We start from the raw sequence: 17,131 nt of genomic DNA, 5'->3' as shown, positions 1-17,131 counted from the left end.
CGAGCCCGCACTTGGATGTCCGAGGGCGTCCGTACTATTCGACGCGCTTCGACTCAGGAGGGAGGAGGTCTCGCATGGGCATCGAGTTCCGACACGTCCGCAAGACGTACCCGGACGGCACCACCGCCGTCGAGGACTTCTCCGTGACGATCCCGTCCCGCAGCACGACCGTGTTCGTCGGGTCCTCCGGCTGCGGCAAGACGACGCTGCTCCGCATGATCAACCGCATGGTCGACCCGACCGAGGGCCAGATCCTGATCGACGACGAGGAGATCTCCGGCATCGAGCCCGTCGCCCTCCGCCGGCGCATCGGGTACGTCATGCAGAACTCGGGGCTCCTCCCGCACCGCACGGTCGTCGACAACGTCGCGACGGTGCCCGTGCTCACCGGTACCCCGAAGGCGAAGGCCCGGCAGGAGGCGCTCGGCCTGCTCGACCGCGTCGGCCTCGACCGGTCGCTGGCGAACCGCTACCCGGGCCAGCTCTCCGGCGGCCAGCAGCAGCGCGTCGGCGTCGCGCGCGGGCTCGCGGCCGACCCGAACATCCTGCTCATGGACGAGCCCTTCGGCGCGGTCGACCCGATCGTCCGCGACGAGCTGCAGCAGGAGCTGCTGCGCCTCCAGCGCGAGCTGGGGAAGACGACGGTCTTCGTCACCCACGACATCGACGAGGCGTTCCTGCTCGGGCAGCAGGTCGTGATCCTGCAGCGCGGCGGCGTGATCGCCCAGATCGGCAGCCCGCAGGAGATCCTCGCGAACCCCGCGAGCGACTTCGTGGCCGATTTCGTCGGTGCCAAGCGCGGCAAGCGCCGCCTGACCGCGGAGGAGCAGGGCGCCGGTGACGACGTGCTGCTCGTCGACGCGGCCGGCTATCCGGCCGGCGTCATCAGCGCGCCCGACGGGCGCCTGGCCCTCTCCAATTCCGGACCCCTGTCGCGCAGCGTCTCGAACAAGACGGACCAGGCGGGCGACGCCTGATGTCGTGGGTGTGGAGTCACCTCGACCTGATCTGGTCGTCGACGCTGGCGCACGTGGCGCTGTGCGTCCCGGCGATCGTCCTCGGGTTCGCGGTCTCCGTGCCCCTCGGCTACTGGGCCTCCCGCTCCGCGGGCGCCCGCGGCGTGCTGCTCACGCTCGGCAACATCCTCTACACGATCCCCGGCATCGCGCTCGTCGTGCTCGTCCCGGTCGTGCTCGGCCTGCCCATCCTCAACCCGGTGAACGTGACGATCGCGCTGCTGGTCTACGCCGTCGCGATCATGGTCCGTTCCGCCGCGGACGCCTTCGCGAGCGTCAGCGCCGACGTCCGCGGGTCCGCCCGCGCGCAAGGGTTCTCCGGCCCGCAGCTCTTCTGGCGCGTCGAGCTGCCGCTCGCCGGTCCGGTGCTGCTCGCCGGCGTCCGGGTCGTCTCCGTCAGCACGATCAGCCTCGCCACGGTCGCGGCCCTCGTCGGCATCCCCAGCCTCGGCGGCTTCTTCACCGACGGGTTCCAGCGCAGCTTCCTGACCGAGATCATCACGGGCCTGGTCGCCGTCCTCCTGCTGGCCGCCGTGTTCGACGTCGCGATCGGCCTGATCGGCCGCGCGCTGATGCCGTGGAATCGCCGCCAGCGGCTCTCCTCCGCCGCCGCGGCCTCCTTCACGATCCCCGTGCCGCAGACCGGGGGACGCTGATGCTGTTCCTCCAGGCGATCCAGTGGATCCTCGACCCCGAGCACTGGTCCGAGGTCAACTTCCAGGCGGGCATCGCCGAGGAGCTCGGCGACCACCTGTGGCTGTCGTTCCTCGCGGTCGTCTTCACGGCCGCCGTCGCGCTGCCGATCGGGCTGTACATCGGACACACCGGCCGCGGCCGCGGCTTCGCGATCGTCGTCGCCAACGTCGTGCGGGCCGTTCCGACGCTCGGTCTGCTGTCCGTGCTGCTGCTCGTGTCGCTGACGATCCCACCCGCCGTGTTCGTCTTCGTGCTCCTCGGCGTCCCGCCGCTGCTCGCCGGGGCCTACGCGGGACTCGAGGCGATCGACCGGCAGACGATCGACGCGTCCCGGGCGATGGGCATGACGGAGTGGCAGATCCTCCGCCGCGTCGAGCTCCCGCTGGCCGCGCCGCTGATCCTCGGCGGACTCCGCGGCGCGACGCTGCAGATCATCGCCTCGGTCACCCTCGTGTCGAACTTCGGCATCAACAGCCTCGGCGACTTCATCCTCGGCGGACTCGCCGCCAACGACTACGTGCAGATGACGGCCGGCGCGATCCTCGTGACCGTCCTCGCCCTGCTCGTCGACGGCCTCCTCGCCGTCCTCCAGCGCTTCGCCACGCCGCGCGGGGTGCCCCGCGGTCGCGGTGCCTCCACAGCACGGGTCCGGCGCCTGCCGGTCCCGAACCGGGCACCCGTTTCGGAAGGGAACTAGCACCATGTCCATCACACGACGAGGCGCCCTCGGCGCCGCTGCGGTCGCCGCGGCGCTCACCCTCGGGCTCGCGGGCTGCGCGAACTCGAACACCATCGGCGGCGGGAGCAGCAGCAGCCCGGCCAGCTCGGGCGGTGCGACCGCCTCCGGCGACGCGAAGTCGATCGTTGTCGGCTCGGCGAACTTCGGCGAGAACGAGATCCTCGGCTACATCTACGGCGGCGCCCTCGCGGACAAGGGCTACTCCGTCTCGTACAAGCCGGCCATCGGCGCGCGCGCGGCGTACCTCCCGGCCCTGCAGAACGGGGAGATCAACCTCGTCCCCGAGTACGCCGGCTCGCTGCTGTCCTACCTGGACAAGTCGGCGAACGCGAAGTCGGGCGATGCCGTGAAGTCGGGCATCGACGCGAAGATCGGCACGCTGAACGCGAAGGCGCTCGACTTCGCCGAGGCGGCCGACTCCGACTCGCTGAACGTCACCGCGTCCTTCGCCAAGGAGAAGGGGCTGACCTCCATCGCCGACCTCGCGAAGGCGGGCACGGTCACCCTCGCGGCGAACCCCGAGTTCGCCACCCGCCCGGACGGCGTCAAGGGGCTGCAGTCGGTGTACGGCCTGAAGAACATCAAGTTCAAGGCGATCAACGACGGCGGTGGCCCCACCACGTTGAAGGCGCTCGTCAGCAACCAGGTCCAGGTCGCCGACATCTACTCGACGACCCCGTCGATCAAGCAGAACAAGCTCGTCACGCTGACGGACCCGAAGAACCTCTTCGCGTCCCAGCAGGTCGTCCCGATCGTCTCGACGAGCAAGGCGACCAGCGATCTCGAGTCGATCGTGAACGGCGTCTCGGCGAAGCTCACGACCGCCGACCTGCTCGACCTCAACACGAAGGCGTCGGGCAGCGACAAGCCCGACTACCAGGCGCTCGCGAAGGCCTGGCTGTCCGAGAAGGGCTTCTAGGCCCGGACGCCGCGGACGGCCGCCTCCCGATCGGGAGGCGGCCGTTCGTCGTTCCGGCTCCGCGGCGAGCGGACCGCACGCGGGACCGGCTCGAGGCCAGCGCTCGAGGTCAGCGCTCGAGGCGGTGGAGCAGCTTCTTCCCCAGCCAGACGAGCAGGAAGAACACGGCGACGCCGCCGAGGACGATCCAGCCCGCGAAGTGCAGCTCCTGCGCCAGGGCCTGGTAGCTCGCCCCCGCCGCCTGCCCGACGGAGACGTAGATGCACGCCCAGAGGACGCAGGCCGGCGCGGTCCAGGCGAGGAAGCGGCGGTACGGGTAGTGGCTCGCGCCGACCGTGACCGGGATGAGCGCGTGCATGACCGGGAGGAAGCGGCTCAGGAGGATCGCGAAGCCGCCCCGGTGGTCGAGCCAGCGCTCGGCGCGCAGCACGTGGCGCTCACCGATCCGCCGCCCGAGCCGGCTCGCCCGGAGCCGCGGCCCGAAGAACCGCCCGATCACGAATCCGACCGTCTCGCCGGCGAGCGATCCGGACACGACCGCGGCGACGAGGGACACCCAGTCGACCGCGCTGCGCCCGGCGGTCGCGGTGAAGAGCACGATCGTGTCGCCGGGGATCACCAGCCCGATGAAGAGGCTGGTCTCGCAGAACATGCCGACGAAGGCGACGAGGTAGCGCCAGGCGCCGAGGTCCGCCAGGTGCTCCAGCAGCATGGTCAGCCAGGCGTCCAGGGGGCGCTCCTTCGTCGTCCGGTTCAGCGTACGACGCGCCGCTCCGCCTGGGCAGTGCGCTGGAGGACCGGGCGCGACGGCCGCGGCCCCTACAGTTGAACGCTGTCCCCTGCCTGAAACACGCGCGAAACACCAGAGGAATCCCGATGCCCGAGCCGACCGGAGACGAGCTGCCCACCTCGGCGCAGCTGCAGGAGAAGTGGCTGCCGATCTGGCGGGAGGGCGACTTCTTCCGCACGGATGATCCCGCGGACAAGCGGCCGCGGAAGTACATCCTCGACATGTTCCCGTACCCCTCCGGCGACCTCCACATGGGTCACGCCGAGGCGTTCGCGTTCGGCGACATCACCGCCCGCTACTGGCGGCAGCGGGGCTTCAACGTGCTGCACCCGATCGGCTGGGACTCGTTCGGGCTGCCCGCCGAGAACGCCGCGATCAAGCGGGGCAGCGACCCCCGCGAGTGGACCTACGACAACATCGCCCAGCAGAAGGCGTCGTTCGAGCGCTACGGCGTGAGCTTCGACTGGAGCCGCGAGCTCCACACCTCCGACCCCGAGTACTACAAGTGGAACCAGTGGCTGTTCCTCGAGCTGTACAAGAAGGGGCTGGCCTACCGGAAGGACAGCTGGGTCAACTGGGACCCGGTGGACCAGACGGTGCTGGCGAACGAGCAGGTGCTGCCCGACGGCACGAGCGACCGGTCCGGCGCCGTCGTCGAGAAGAAGAAGCTGACCCAGTGGTACTTCCGGATCACGGAGTACGCGGACCGACTGCTGGACGACCTGAAGCAGCTCGAGGGCACGTGGCCCGCGAAGGTCATCGCGATGCAGCGGAACTGGATCGGCCGCAGCAACGGCGCCCAGGTCGACTTCGAAGTCGAGGGCCGCGAGGAGAAGGTCACCGTCTTCACGACGCGGCCGGACACGCTGCACGGCGCGACCTACATGGTCGTGGCGCCCGACTCCGACCTCGCCGCCGAGCTGGTCGAGGGCCAGCCGGCGGAGATCGCCGAGCCCTTCGCCGCGTACCTGGCGCGGGTGCAGTCGACGACGGAGGTCGAACGGCTGAACACGGACCGGGCGAAGACGGGCGTCTTCCTCGGCCGGTACGCGATCAACCCGGTGAACGGCGAGCGCCTGCCGATCTGGGCGGCGGACTACGTGCTCGCCGACTACGGCACGGGCGCGATCATGGCCGTGCCCGCGCACGACCAGCGCGACCTCGACTTCGCCCGGGCGTTCGACCTGCCGGTGAAGATCGTCGTCGACACCTTCCAGCCGGTGACCGGCGTCATCCCGGTGATCCCGGCCGACGGCGAGCTGCCCGACATCGAGTCCGTCGACCCGAAGGTCACGGGCGTCGCGCTCGCCGGCGACGGGCGCCTGGTCAACTCCGGCAGCCTGAACGGGCTGTCGAAGACGCGCGCGATCGAGCGGATCATCAAGGAGCTCGAGGCGGCGGGCACCGGGCGCGCGGCGAAGAGCTACCGGCTGCGCGACTGGCTGATCTCGCGCCAGCGCTTCTGGGGCACGCCGATCCCGATCATCCACGCGGCCGACGGCACGGAGATCCCCGTGCCGGTCGAGGACCTGCCGGTCCGCCTGCCCTCCACGGAGGGCCTGGACCTGAAGCCGAAGGGGACGTCGCCGCTCGGCGCCGCGACCGACTGGGTGAACGTGCCGAGCCCCGTCGACGGCTCGCCCGCCAAGCGGGACGCGGACACGATGGACACGTTCGTCGACAGCTCCTGGTACTTCCTGCGCTTCCTGTCGCCGAACGACGACGAGCGGGCCTTCGACCCGGCCGAGGCGGACAAGTGGGCGCCCGTCGACCAGTACGTCGGCGGCGTCGAGCACGCGATCCTGCACCTGCTCTACGCGCGCTTCATCACCAAGGTCCTCTTCGACCTCGGGCACGTGCACTTCACCGAGCCGTTCAACGCGCTGCTGAACCAGGGCATGGTGCTGTCGGGCGGCGCGAAGATGTCGAAGAGCAAGGGCGGCGTGAGCCTGTCCGACGAGCTGGAGCGCTTCGGCGTCGACGCGATCCGCCTGACGATGGCGTTCGCGGGGCCGCCCGAGGACACCATCGACTGGGAGGACGTGCGTCCCGGTGGTCAGGTGAAGTTCCTGAACCGCGCGCTGCGCCTCGCGATCGACGTCACCAGCTCGCCGGACGTCGTCTGGTCGAGCGGCGACGAGGCGCTGCGCCGGCAGACCCACCGCTTCCTCGCGGACGTCCCCGGCCTCGCCGAGACCTTCAAGTTCAACGTGCTGATCGCGCGCATCATGGAGCTCGTCAACGTCACCCGGAAGGCGATCGACAGCGGGGCCGGTCCCGCCGACGGCGCGGTGCGCGAGGCGGTCGAGACCATCGCGGTCGCCCTCAGTCTGTTCGCGCCCTACACGGCCGAGGAGATGTGGGAGCGGCTGGGCTACCAGCCCTCCGTCGCGCTCCAGGGGTTCCGCAAGCCGGACCCGACGCTCCTCGTCGAGGACTCGGTGACCGCCATCGTGCAGGTCGACGGGAAGGTCCGCGCGAAGCTCGAGGTGTCGCCGAAGATCACGGCCGAGGACCTGGAGCGGCTCGCGACGTCGTCCGACGTGGTCAAGCGGTCGGTCGGTGCGAAGCGCATCGCGCGGGTCGTCGTGCGGGCGCCGAAGGTCGTGAGCATCGCGACGGAGTGAGCCTCCGTCCCTCCCCAGGGCCGGATCGGCGCAGCGCGTGCTGACCCGGTCCGGGCCCGGGGAGGGGGCGACCTAGCGTTCCGCGGGTGGACGACCTCCGGACCCGCTTCGCCGCGCTCGCGGCGGGACGCCCGGTCGTCCTCGTCCTGGTCGGGCTCCTGGCGGTCGCCGTCCTCGGCGGCGCGGTGCTGATCGGCGCCGGTCAGGCGTCCGGCAGCACCGCCGAGCGGGACGTCGTGCGCGTCGTGCCGACCACGCCGGCACCGACGCCGCTGCTCGTGCACGTGAGCGGCGCCGTGCGGTCGCCCGGGCTCGTGTCGCTGCCGGTCGGTGCGCGCGTCGTCGACGCGGTCGCCGCGGCGGGCGGCCCGACCTCGGCGGCGGACGAGAGCGTCGTCAACCTCGCCGCCCGCGTCGCGGACGGGCAGCAGGTCGTCGTGCCGAAGCGCGGCGCCGCTCCGGCGGCGACCGCGGCCGCCGGGACCGCCACGGGCGCGACCGTCAGCCTGTCCTCCGCGACGGCGGAGCAGCTCGAGACGCTGCCGCGGATCGGTCCCGCGCTCGCGGCGCGGATCATCGCGTACCGCGAGGCGCACGGCGGGTTCTCCTCCGTCGACGAGCTCGGGCAGGTCGGGGGCATCGGGCCGAAGACCCTCGCCGGCCTGCGGGACCTGGTCACGCCGTGAGCGCCGCCCTCGTCCGGTCCGGGCTGCTCCTGCCGGCGACGGCGGTCTGGCTCGCCGCCCTGGGGTCGACGGCGCTGCCCGGCTCCGCGCCGATCGCGGCCGGGGCCCTCGTGCTCGCCGCGGTCCCGCTCGCCGTCCGCGCCGCACGGCGCCGCACCCGGGCTGCCGTGCTGCTCGCCGCCGGCGCCGTCCTCTGCGCCGTGGTCCTCGCCGCCGTCGCGACCGGGGAGGTGCGCCGGCATCCGCCCGGGTTGCCCGCGGGCACGCCGGTCGTCGTCGACGTCCGCGTCGATCAGGTCGCCGCCGCTTCCGGGAACGACCGGAGCGGTGCGCTCACCGCGCGGCGGCTGCTCCGCGGCGCGATCGTCGCACACGCGGGCAGGACGCTGGACGTGCCGGTGCTGCTCTTCGCGTCGGCGGGTCCGCCGACGGTCCCCGGCAGCGTCCTGCGGGTGCGGACCGTGCTCCGCGCCGCGGCGCCGACCGACGCCGCGGCCCTGATCGGGTCGGTGGTCGGGCGACCCGAGCTCGTGGACCGACCACCGCCCGCGCAGGCCGTCGCGGCCGACCTCCGCGCCGGCCTGCTGGCGCGGACGGCCCGGCTGCCCGGCGACGGCGGCGCCCTCCTGCCGGGGCTCGCGGTCGGCGACACGACCCGCGTCGGCGACGACCTGCAGCAGGCGATGCAGGACGCGTCGCTGACCCACCTCACCGCGGTGTCCGGAGCCAACTGCGCCGTCGTGACCGTCGCCGTGTTCGCGCTCTGCGGCCTCCTGCGGCTGCCGCGACCGCTCCGGATCGCGGCGGCCGGTGTGGCACTCGCCGGATTCGTCGTCCTGGTGACGCCGCAGCCGTCGGTCGTCCGCGCGGCGGCGATGGCCGCGGTCGCCCTGCTCTGCGCCCTCCGGGGCGGTCGCGCCGCGGGCGTGCCGGCGCTGGCGGCGGCGGTCCTCGTGCTCCTCGTCGCCGATCCGTGGCTCGCGTGGAGCGCCGGGTTCGTGCTGAGCGCGGCCGCGACGGCCGGACTGCTGCTGCTCGCGCCGCCGCTCGTGGACCGGCTCGCGCGGGTGCTCCCGACCGGGCTCGCGGTCGTGCTCGCGGTGCCGATCGCGGCCCAGGCCGCCTGTCAGCCGGTGCTCGTGCTGCTGCAGCCCGGCATCCCCGTGCTCGGCGTCGTGGCGAACCTCCTCGCGGAGCCCGCCGCCCCGGTCGTCACGGTGCTGGGGCTGCTCGCCTGCCTGCTCGGTCCGATCGCGCCGCCGCTGGCCGCGGGCGCCGCGGTGCTCGCCTGGGTACCCGCCGCCTGGATCGGGCTCGTCGCCAGGACCACCGGCGCGCTGCCGCAGCTCGGCTGGCCCGCAGGGATGCTCGGCGCCGCGATCGCGCTCGCGCTGCTCGTCGCCGGGACGCTGGTCCTCGTGCGCTCCGCACCGCAGCGGCTGCGGCTCGCCGGGGCCGTGACCGCGGCGCTCGCGGTCGTCGTGGTGGCCGGAGCCGCCGCCGGCGGCACGGTCGGACGGCTCGCCGGCACCCCGAGCGACTGGGCCTTCGCGGCCTGCGACGTCGGGCAGGGCGACGGCCTCGTGCTGAACGGCGGGGGCGGGCACTACGCGGTCGTCGACACGGGGCGGGAGGACCGGCCGATCGCCGCGTGCCTCTCGCGACTCGGCGTCCGGCGGGTCGAGCTGCTCGTCCTCACCCACTGGGACGCCGATCACGTCGGGGCTGCCCGGTCGATCGCGAACCGGGTCGGCCTCGCGCTCGTCGGTCCGACCGACGGGGGAGCGGCGGTCGCGCTCCGCGGCGACCTGGCGCGGGCCGGCGCGCACGTGCGCGAGACCCGCCGCGGCGACGTCGTGCGCCTCGGCCGCCTCCGACTCGACGTGCTCTGGCCGCCCGACCCGCTCGGCGGCGTCGAGCCCGGCAATCCGGCGAGCATCCTCCTGCACGTGACCGGCGGCGGCGCCTCCCTCCTGCTCACCGGCGACCTCGGCGAGCAGGCGCAGGACGCCGTGCTCGCCGCCGGGACGCTCCCGCGCGTCGACGTCCTGAAGGTCGCCCACCACGGCAGCGCCGACCAGAGCGCCGCGTTCATCGCGGCGGCCGGCGCCGAGTTCGGGATCGTGTCGGTCGGGGCGGAGAACGACTACGGCCACCCGACGCGGCGACTGCTCGACATGCTGCGGGCGGCCGGGACGCAGCCCGTGCGGACCGACCAGGACGGCCTGGTGCTGGTGTCGTGGGCGGGTGGCAAGCTCGTCGTCTGGTCGGAGCGCCCGGTGACCGCCGCGGTGTGGACACCGGCGGAGAGGGTGCGAGCAGATGGCCGCACGGCCCGCGGCGCGCTCCGCGCCGAAGATCGAGCAGGTCCCGTGGGACGCGGCGCGACCGGCGCCGATCGTCCTCGTCTCCGGGCCGGAGGAGCTGCTCGCGGAGCGCGCGACCCGACGGATTCGCGAGACCCTCGCCGCCGAGGACCCGAGCCTGGAGGTCACCGACCTCGACGCGGCCGCAGCCGTCCCCGGTGACCTCAGCACCCTCGCCAGCCCCTCACTCTTCGGCGAGCCCCGGCTGATCCGGGTCGGCGGCGTCGAGCGGCTGTCGGAGGCGTTCCTGACCGAGGCGCTGCGCTACCTGGAGGCGCCGGCGGACGGGGCGACCGTCGTCCTCCGCCACGCCGGCGGGGTACGGGGCAAGAAGCTCCTCGACGCCGTCCGGAGCGGCGCCGGCGGCGGGATCGAGATCGCCTGCGCCGAGGTGAAGCGCGACGCGGACCGGTCGGCGTTCGCCTCCGGCGAGTTCCGCGCTGCGGGTCGACGCGTCGCGCCCGGCGCGCTCCGCGTGCTCGTCTCCGCCTTCCAGGGCGACCTCGCCGAGCTCGCGAGCGCCTGCCAGCAGCTCATCGCGGACACCTCCGGCGACATCCGCGAGTCGACCGTGCAGACGTACTACGCGGGCCGCATGGAGACCGACGCGTTCGCGGTCGCGGACGCCGCGCTCGCCGGCCGGGCGGGGGAGGCGCTCGTGCTGCTGCGGCACGCCATCGACAGCGGCGCCGACCCGGTGCCGATCGTCGCCGCGCTCGCGATGAAGCTCCGATCCATGGCGAAGGTGCTCGACGCGCGTGGCCCCGCGGCCAGGATCGCAGCCGAGTACGGCATGGCACCCTGGCAGATCGACCGGGCGCGGCGGGACGCGCAGGGCTGGGAGACCGCGGGACTCGGCCGCGCCATCGTGTTCGCCGCCGAGACCGACGAGCGGGTCAAGGGCGCGGCCCGGGATCCCGAGTACGCGGTCGAGCGGCTCGTGGCCTTCATCGCGAAACGCGGCGAGCCGGGCTGACCCCGGCTGGCAGCGACGCCGCGGTTCCGCGCACCAGCCGGTGATGCCAGGATCGCGACATGAGCGACCCGACGATCGACGAGGCGGCCGCGGCGGCGGCCGAGGCCGAACGGCTGCAGGCGGAGGCGCAGGCGGCCCTCGAGCGTGCCCAGCAGGCGGCGGCCGCTGCTGCTGCGGCCGTGGAGGCGGCGAAGGCCCGCGCCGCCGCTGCAGCCGCACCGGCGGCATCCGCGGCCCCGGCCGCAGCGCCTGCGGCCGGTCCGCTCTCCGACGCCGAGGTCGCGGCGATCCGGAAGGGCTACGCGTTCGATGGCGCGGCCCTCGAGCTCGGCGCGCTGCTGAACGGCTCCCCGGTGGTCGACGCCCAGGTGCGCGTGCCGCTCGCGATGCTGAACCGCCACGGCCTGATCGCCGGGGCGACCGGCACCGGCAAGACGCGCACGCTCCAGACGCTGACGGAGCAGCTCTCCGCGCACGGCGTCGCCGTGTTCGCGGCGGACATCAAGGGCGACCTGTCCGGGGTGGCGACCCCGGGCACCGCGAACCCGAAGCTGACCGCCCGTACGTCCGCGATCGGGCAGGACTGGAGCCCGGCGTCGTTCCCGGTCGAGTACTTCTCGCTCGGCGGCAACGGCACGGGGGTGCCGATCCGTGCGACGGTGTCCGGGTTCGGTCCGCTGCTGCTCGCGAAGGTCCTCGGGCTGAACGAGACGCAGGCGTCGAGTCTCGCCCTCGTGTTCCACTACGCGGAGGAGCACGGACTCGCGCTCGCCGAGCTCGAGGACCTCCGCGCCGTGCTCCAGTACCTGACCGGCGACGAGGGCAAGGCGGAGCTGGCGGGCCTCGGCGGCATCTCGCCGGCGACGGTCGGCGTCATCCTCCGGGAGCTCGTCGGCTTCGCGGACGCCGGTGCGGAGGGCTTCTTCGGCGAGCCCGAGATCGACACCCGCGAGTTCCTCCGCACGACCCCCGACGGGCGCGGCGTCATCAGTCTGCTCGAGGTGCCGGGCGTCGCCGACCGGCCCGCGCTGTACTCGACGTTCCTCATGTGGCTGCTCGCCGACCTGTTCAACGACCTCCCCGAGGTCGGCGACGCGGACAAGCCGAAGCTCGTGTTCTTCTTCGACGAGGCGCACCTGCTGTTCGCGGACGCGTCGAAGGACTTCCTCGACCAGGTCGTCCGCACGGTCCGCCTGATCCGGTCCAAGGGCGTCGGCATCGTGTTCGTGACGCAGACGCCGAAGGACGTGCCGGGGGAGGTGCTCGGGCAGCTCGGCTCGCGCGTGCAGCATCAGTTGCGCGCCTTCACCCCGGACGACGCGAAGGCGCTGCGGGCGACCGTGCAGACCTACCCGAAATCGGCGTACGACCTCGAGGAGGTCCTCACGACGCTCGGCATCGGCGAGGCGGTCGTCACGGTGATGAACGAGAACGGCGCGCCGACGCCGGTGGCGTGGACGCGGCTGCGCGCGCCGCAGGGATCGATGTCGCCGAGCGCGCCGGACGCGATGCGCGCCGCCGTCGCCGCGTCCCCGCTGCAGGCGAAGTACGGCACCGCCGTCGACCGCGAGACCGCGTACGAGCTCCTCACGGCGAAGATGAACGCCGCTGCGGCGGCCGATCAGGCCGCGAAGGCCGCAGCCGCGAAGGCGAAGGAGGACGCCGCGGCGGCGAAGGTCGCCGCGGCCGAGGCGCGGAAGGACGAGGCCGCGCGCAAGGAGGCGGAGCGGGAGCGCGCCGCCGCGCAGCGCGAGGCGCAGCGCCAGACGGCTGCGCGCGACAAGGCGATGCAGCAGGGCGTCGGGGCGATCACGAAGGTCCTCGGCAACCGGCAGACGCAGCGGATCATCGGCGACGTGCTCGGCGGCATCTTCGGCACCCGCAAGCGCAGGTGAGGTTCCCGGCTGCGGAGATTCCGGCCGTCGGACCTCCGCAGGCGGGAACGGAACGACGAAGGCCCCGCCGATCGCTCGGCGGGGCCTTCGTCATGCTGCTCGGCTCAGAGCGCGCCGACCTGCTTCGCGATCGCGGACTTGCGGTTCGCGGCCTGGTTCTTGTGGATGACGCCCTTGGAGACGGCCTTGTCCAGCTTCTTGGTCGCGAGGCCGAGGGCGGCGGTCGCCTTGTCCTTGTCGCCAGCGGTCACGGCGGTGCGGACGGCCCGGATGTGGGTCTTCAGCTCGCTCTTGACGGCCTTGTTGCGCTCGGTCGCCTTCTTGTTGGTGCCGATGCGCTTGATCTGGCTCTTGATGTTGGCCATGCGGATGCTCCTGCTGTTCGAGAATCGGTGGGAGGCCGCTCCAGTGGGGGAGGAGCCTCGACGGGCGGCGCGGAGGGCGCGCGGGTGCCCGAAAGCCGACCGGCAGCCTATCAGCACGGCGGCGGCGCCGCGACGGCGGTTCAATGGATCCGATGCCGTCCTACACCGCCAACGCCCTGGCCGTCCCCGAGAGCGGCATCCGCCGCATCCTCGAGATCGCGCTCACGCTCGACGACATCATCGCGCTCGCCGTGGGCGAGCCCGATCTGCCGGTCGCGCCCCACGTGCTCGAGGCGGGGAGCGCCGCATGGCTCGCGGACGACACCCGGTACACCGGCAACGGCGGCATTCCCGAGCTGCGGGCCGCGATCGCCGCGAAGCTGCGCCGCGACAACGGCATCGACGTCGGCGCCGATCAGGTGTGGGTGACGCCCGGCGCGACGGAGGCGCTCTACCTCGCGCTCGGCCTCATCCTGGCGCCGGGCGACGAGGTGCTCATCCCCGACCCGGGCTACACGACCTTCACGATGGCGCCGCGGATGCAGTTCGCGGTCCCGGTGCCGTACCGGCTCGACCCGGCGCAGGCGTTCCTCCCGCGCGCCGCCGACCTCGACGCCCTCGTGACCTCCCGGACGCGGGCGATCATCCTCAACTCGCCGTCGAACCCGCTCGGCGTCGTCTTCCCGGAGCGGACGGTGCGCGAGCTCGTCGCGTTCGCCGAGCGGCACGACCTCTGGATCGTGAGCGACGAGGTCTACGAGGCGTTCACCTACGGGCTGCCGCACGTGAGCCCGGCCTCGATCGACCCGACGCGCGTGCTGACCGTGCAGTCGTTCTCGAAGACGTACGCGCTCACCGGCGGCCGGGTCGGCTACCTCGTGACCCCGCCGACGCCGGCGAGTCTGCTCCGCAGCTTCCAGGAGGCGCTGATCTCCTGCGTCAACTCGCCCGCCCAGCGCGCCGCCGTCGCCGCGCTCGAGGGACCGCAGGACGCCGTCACCGCCGCCGCCGCGCACTACCGCGAGAACCTCCGGGCCGCGACGGCGCTGCTCGACGAGCGCGGCATCCGGTACCGCGAGCCGGACGGTGCGTTCTACCTGTGGATCGATCTCTCCCACGCGACGGACGGCGACGTCACCTCCTGGGCCGAGCGCTTCCTGCTCGAGCGCCGCGTCTCGGTCGCGCCCGGCAGCGCGTTCGGCGCGGCGGGCGAGGGCTGGATCCGCGTCTGCGCCGCCGCGTCCCGCGAGGACCTGCTCGAGGGCCTCCGCCGCCTCCCGACGCCCTGACGTCGACGCCCGCTCCGTTCCGGAGGACGCGGCTTCCTCCGAAACGAAGGATGCGTCAGGCCTGGAGGGCCAGGGCGAACGGGAGGACGCCGGGCGCTCCGGCCTGCCGGAGCAGGCGGGCGGCGACCGTGAAGGTCCAGCGGCTGTCGGCCGCGTCGTCGACGAGCAGCACGGGTCCGGTCGACGCCGTGAGCCGTTCCCGGAGGTCGTCCGGCACCCGGAAGGCGCTCCAGACGCCGGCGAGGCGGGCGAGGCTCGCGCCGCCGGCGCCCTCCGGTGGGCCGGACGTCGCCGCCTCGAGCGCACCGAGCAGCGGTAGCCGCCCGATCTCGGAGAGCGCCCGCGCAGTCGAGTCGACGAGCCGCGGGTGGCCGTGCGAGGGCATCGCCACGACGCCGACCGGCCGTTCGGCCCAGTCCCATGCGCGGAGGACCTGGACCGCCGCGTCGACGACGGGGCGGGGCACCTCCGCGTCCGGCGTGCCCGGGGCGAGCAGGCGCCGGAGCGTCCCGCCCCAGCCGAGGTCGGTGAGCCGGGCGATCGCCCGCCCCTCCTCGGGGCGCTCGCCGACCGCGATGTTCCCCTTCACCGGCAGGCCCCGGGACTCGGCCCCGGTCGGCCACTGCTTGCGCGCCTCGATCGCGACGCCGACGCGCTGCAGGGCCGCGCCGGCCGTCCCGGCCGCGTCGCCGGAGACCTCGGCCGGGTACCAGGCGCTCGTGCAGCGGTCGCACCGGCCGCACGGCGCCGCCGACGGGTCGTCGAGCACCCGCTGCAGATACGCCATCCGGCAGCCCTCCGGCCCCTCGGGCAGCGCCTCGTAGTCGAGCATGTGCTGCTGCTCCGCGCGGCGGGCCTCCGCGATCCGCTCGTAGCGCTCCGCGTCGTACGTCCACGGCTCGCCCGTGGCCACCCAGCCGCCGCGCACCCGGCGCACCGCGCCGTCCACGTCGAGCACCTTGAGCAGAAGCTCGAGCCGGCTGCGCTTGACGTCGACCAGCGCCTCGAGGGCCGGGGTGGACAGCGGCCGGTCGGGGTCGAGCTCACGCAGCACCGCGGCCGCCTGCTCCTCCGTCGGCATGCTCGCGGTCGCGAAGTACGACCAGATCGCCTCGTCCTCCGCGCCCGGCAGCAGCAGGACGTCGGCGGAGTCCGTGGCGCGCCCCGCGCGCCCGACCTGCTGGTAGTACGCGACGGGGGAGGACGGGGCGCCGAGGTGCACGACGAAGCCGAGGTCCGGCTTGTCGAACCCCATCCCCAGCGCGCTCGTCGCGACGAGCGCCTTCACCCGGTTCTCCTTGAGCGCCTGCTCGGCGGTCTCGCGCTCGGCGTTCTCCGTCTTGCCGGTGTAGGCGAGCACGTCGTAGCCGGCTTCGCGCAGCAGCCGCGCGGTGTCCTCCGCCGCCGACACGGTGAGGGCGTAGACGATGCCGGAGCCCTGGAGGTCGCGGAGGTGCTCCACGAGCCAGCCGAGCCGCGTCGCCTGATCGCGGGTGCGGAGCACGCCGAGCCGGAGGGACGCCCGCGCGAGCGGCCCGCGGATCGTGAGCACCTCGTCCGGACCTCCGAGCTGGGCGGCGACGTCCGCGACCACGCGGCCGTTCGCGGTCGCGGTGGTGGCCAGGACCGGCGTGCTGCCGGCGGCGGCCACGAGGTCGCGCAGCCGCCGGTAGTCCGGCCGGAAGTCGTGGCCCCAGTCGGAGATGCAATGGGCCTCGTCGATCACGATGAGGCCGGTCCGCTCGATGAGCCCCGGCAGCTGGCCGTCGCGGAAGTCCGGGTTGTTCAGACGCTCCGGCGACACGAGCAGGACGTCGATCTCGTCCCGGTCGAGGCGCTCGCGCACCTCGTCCCACAGGTGCTGGTTCGCGGAGTCGATCGAGGCGGCCAGCACGCCCGCCCGCGCGGCCGCGGCGACCTGGTCGCGCATCAGCGCGAGCAGCGGTGAGACGAGCAGCGTCGGCCCGGCGCCCCGGTCCCGCAGCAGCTTCGTCGCGACGAAGTAGACGGCCGACTTGCCCCAGCCGGTGCGCTGCACGACGAGCGCGCGGCGGGCGTCGTCCACGATCGCCTCGATCGCGTCGTACTGGCCGTCGTGGAAGTCGGCGTCGGGGCGTCCGACGAGCGTGCGCAGCACGTCGAGCGCCGCCGCGCGGGTGTCGGTCCGGGTGTCGGTCACGCGGGGAGGGTGCCACGCCCCGGTGACAGCCCCGTCCGACTCTTCGTTCTATCGGACGGCGCGTCCTGCAGAACGAAGGGTCGGACGATCAGGCCTCGGCGTCGCGGACGAGCAGGGTCTCGGTGCCGGGCGCGAGGGCGCGGCGGATCCGGGCGAGGTACCGCTCCGGGATCTCGGGCAGGTCGTCGATCGGGAACCAGCCCGCGTCGGTCGACTCGTCGTCGCCGACCTCCGGCGTTCCGGACACGTACCGGAGCCGGTACGTGTGGTCGGTGAAGCGGGTCCGGTCGCCGTTCGGGTACTCGTACTCGCGCGTCACCCCGACGGCGGCGAGGCGCTCGACGACGGCGTGCACGCGCGCCTCCTCCCACACCTCCCGCTCGGCGGTGTCCGCGGAGTGCTCGCCCGGCTCGACGATCCCGGCGACGGGCGACCACTCGCCGGTGTCGGCGCGCTTCACCAGCAGCAGCCGGTCCTCGTGCACCACGACGGCGGTCGCGCCGACGAGCCAGAGCGGCGTCCGCCCGACGGAGGCGCGGAGACGGAGGATGAACTCGGGCGTCGGCACGGCTCGACGCTAGTCGTGAC

General features: G+C 73.6%; 13 protein-coding genes and 1 pseudogene. 10 read left to right on the top strand and 4 right to left on the bottom strand.

Translation table 11 applies throughout. The features are described from left to right. The first annotated feature begins 74 nt into the window (after positions 1-74). From CLV52_RS12810 to CLV52_RS12795, 4 genes are read left to right on the top strand one after another with little or no spacing between them, the layout of a single operon-like run. Positions 75-977: an ABC transporter ATP-binding protein gene (locus CLV52_RS12810; protein ID WP_133766689.1), complete on the top strand. Its 903-nt coding sequence runs from the start codon at positions 75-77 to the stop codon at positions 975-977. Next, positions 977-1,672, top strand: coding sequence for an ABC transporter permease (locus CLV52_RS12805; protein WP_133766688.1), 696 nt, complete (start codon positions 977-979; stop codon positions 1,670-1,672). Before CLV52_RS12810 ends, CLV52_RS12805 begins: the two co-directional genes overlap by 1 nt. Beyond that, entirely contained in the window at positions 1,672-2,409 is a 738-nt protein-coding gene (locus CLV52_RS12800) for an ABC transporter permease (protein WP_133766687.1), read from the top strand. The genes CLV52_RS12805 and CLV52_RS12800 overlap by 1 nt, the downstream gene beginning before the upstream one ends. Positions 2,410-2,413: 4 nt before the next feature. After that, the gene (locus tag CLV52_RS12795; RefSeq protein WP_133766686.1) at positions 2,414-3,370 is read left to right on the top strand and encodes an ABC transporter substrate-binding protein; all 957 of its coding nucleotides are present in this window, start codon (positions 2,414-2,416) and stop codon (positions 3,368-3,370) included. A 109-nt stretch (positions 3,371-3,479) separates the two neighbouring features. Here CLV52_RS12795 and CLV52_RS12790 read toward each other — a convergent pair whose 3' ends face one another. Next, positions 3,480-4,082, bottom strand: coding sequence for a DedA family protein (locus CLV52_RS12790; RefSeq protein ID WP_133766685.1), 603 nt, complete (start codon positions 4,080-4,082; stop codon positions 3,480-3,482). Positions 4,083-4,246: 164 nt separating this feature from the next. On the opposite strand from CLV52_RS12790, the gene leuS reads away from it, so the two are divergent. The 5 genes and pseudogenes from leuS to CLV52_RS12765 all read left to right on the top strand — a co-directional run bounded on the left by leuS (position 4,247) and on the right by CLV52_RS12765 (position 12,710). After that, entirely contained in the window at positions 4,247-6,787 is a 2,541-nt protein-coding gene (gene leuS / locus CLV52_RS12785) for a leucine--tRNA ligase (RefSeq protein ID WP_133766684.1), read from the top strand. Between the two features lie 86 nt (positions 6,788-6,873). Beyond that, a complete protein-coding gene (locus CLV52_RS12780; RefSeq protein WP_133766683.1) occupies positions 6,874-7,473 on the top strand; it encodes a ComEA family DNA-binding protein in 600 nt (199 codons plus the stop codon). Then, positions 7,470-9,548, top strand: a pseudogene (locus tag CLV52_RS18950) (ComEC/Rec2 family competence protein); the annotation flags it as partial. The gene CLV52_RS12780 and the pseudogene CLV52_RS18950, both read left to right, overlap by 4 nt. A 247-nt stretch (positions 9,549-9,795) precedes the next feature. Further along, positions 9,796-10,815 (top strand): DNA polymerase III subunit delta, encoded by a 1,020-nt coding sequence (gene holA / locus CLV52_RS18945; protein ID WP_133766681.1) that lies wholly within the window; start codon positions 9,796-9,798, stop codon positions 10,813-10,815. A 59-nt stretch (positions 10,816-10,874) separates the two neighbouring features. Then, entirely contained in the window at positions 10,875-12,710 is a 1,836-nt protein-coding gene (locus tag CLV52_RS12765; RefSeq protein ID WP_133766680.1) for a helicase HerA-like domain-containing protein, read from the top strand. A 104-nt stretch (positions 12,711-12,814) separates the two neighbouring features. On the opposite strand, the gene rpsT is transcribed toward CLV52_RS12765, so the two are convergent. Beyond that, a complete protein-coding gene (gene rpsT / locus CLV52_RS12760; RefSeq protein ID WP_133766679.1) occupies positions 12,815-13,075 on the bottom strand; it encodes a 30S ribosomal protein S20 in 261 nt (86 codons plus the stop codon). Positions 13,076-13,227: 152 nt separating this feature from the next. Here rpsT and CLV52_RS12755 point away from each other — a divergent pair, with 152 nt between their 5' ends. Then, positions 13,228-14,364 (top strand): pyridoxal phosphate-dependent aminotransferase, encoded by a 1,137-nt coding sequence (locus CLV52_RS12755; protein ID WP_133766678.1) that lies wholly within the window; start codon positions 13,228-13,230, stop codon positions 14,362-14,364. 55 nt (positions 14,365-14,419) lie between these two features. Here CLV52_RS12755 and CLV52_RS12750 read toward each other — a convergent pair whose 3' ends face one another. Both CLV52_RS12750 and CLV52_RS12745 read right to left on the bottom strand, forming a co-directional pair. Beyond that, entirely contained in the window at positions 14,420-16,543 is a 2,124-nt protein-coding gene (locus CLV52_RS12750) for a RecQ family ATP-dependent DNA helicase (RefSeq protein WP_133766677.1), read from the bottom strand. Positions 16,544-16,631: 88 nt separating this feature from the next. After that, the gene (locus CLV52_RS12745) at positions 16,632-17,111 is read right to left on the bottom strand and encodes an NUDIX hydrolase (RefSeq protein ID WP_133766676.1); all 480 of its coding nucleotides are present in this window, start codon (positions 17,109-17,111) and stop codon (positions 16,632-16,634) included. Positions 17,112-17,131 lie beyond the last annotated feature (20 nt).

Origin of the sequence: Amnibacterium kyonggiense (genome assembly GCF_004364555.1) — a bacterium.
GTDB lineage: Bacteria > Actinomycetota > Actinomycetes > Actinomycetales > Microbacteriaceae > Amnibacterium > Amnibacterium kyonggiense.
This window is presented reverse-complemented; position numbering and strand designations above follow the sequence as displayed.

Bases quoted from the DNA above. Each gene is read 5' to 3' on its own strand.
- CLV52_RS12765 (WP_133766680.1), top strand. From the start codon at position 10,875: ATGAGCGACCCGACGATCGACGAGGCGGCCGCGGCGGCGGCCGAGGCC.
- rpsT (WP_133766679.1), bottom strand. From the start codon at position 13,075: ATGGCCAACATCAAGAGCCAGATCAAGCGCATCGGCACCAACAAGAAG.
- CLV52_RS12790 (WP_133766685.1), bottom strand. From the start codon at position 4,082: ATGCTGCTGGAGCACCTGGCGGACCTCGGCGCCTGGCGCTACCTCGTC.
- CLV52_RS12800 (WP_133766687.1), top strand. From the start codon at position 1,672: ATGCTGTTCCTCCAGGCGATCCAGTGGATCCTCGACCCCGAGCACTGG.
- CLV52_RS12810 (WP_133766689.1), top strand. From the start codon at position 75: ATGGGCATCGAGTTCCGACACGTCCGCAAGACGTACCCGGACGGCACC.
- holA (WP_133766681.1), top strand. From the start codon at position 9,796: ATGGCCGCACGGCCCGCGGCGCGCTCCGCGCCGAAGATCGAGCAGGTC.
- leuS (WP_133766684.1), top strand. From the start codon at position 4,247: ATGCCCGAGCCGACCGGAGACGAGCTGCCCACCTCGGCGCAGCTGCAG.
- CLV52_RS12795 (WP_133766686.1), top strand. From the start codon at position 2,414: ATGTCCATCACACGACGAGGCGCCCTCGGCGCCGCTGCGGTCGCCGCG.
- CLV52_RS12805 (WP_133766688.1), top strand. From the start codon at position 977: ATGTCGTGGGTGTGGAGTCACCTCGACCTGATCTGGTCGTCGACGCTG.
- CLV52_RS12755 (WP_133766678.1), top strand. From the start codon at position 13,228: ATGCCGTCCTACACCGCCAACGCCCTGGCCGTCCCCGAGAGCGGCATC.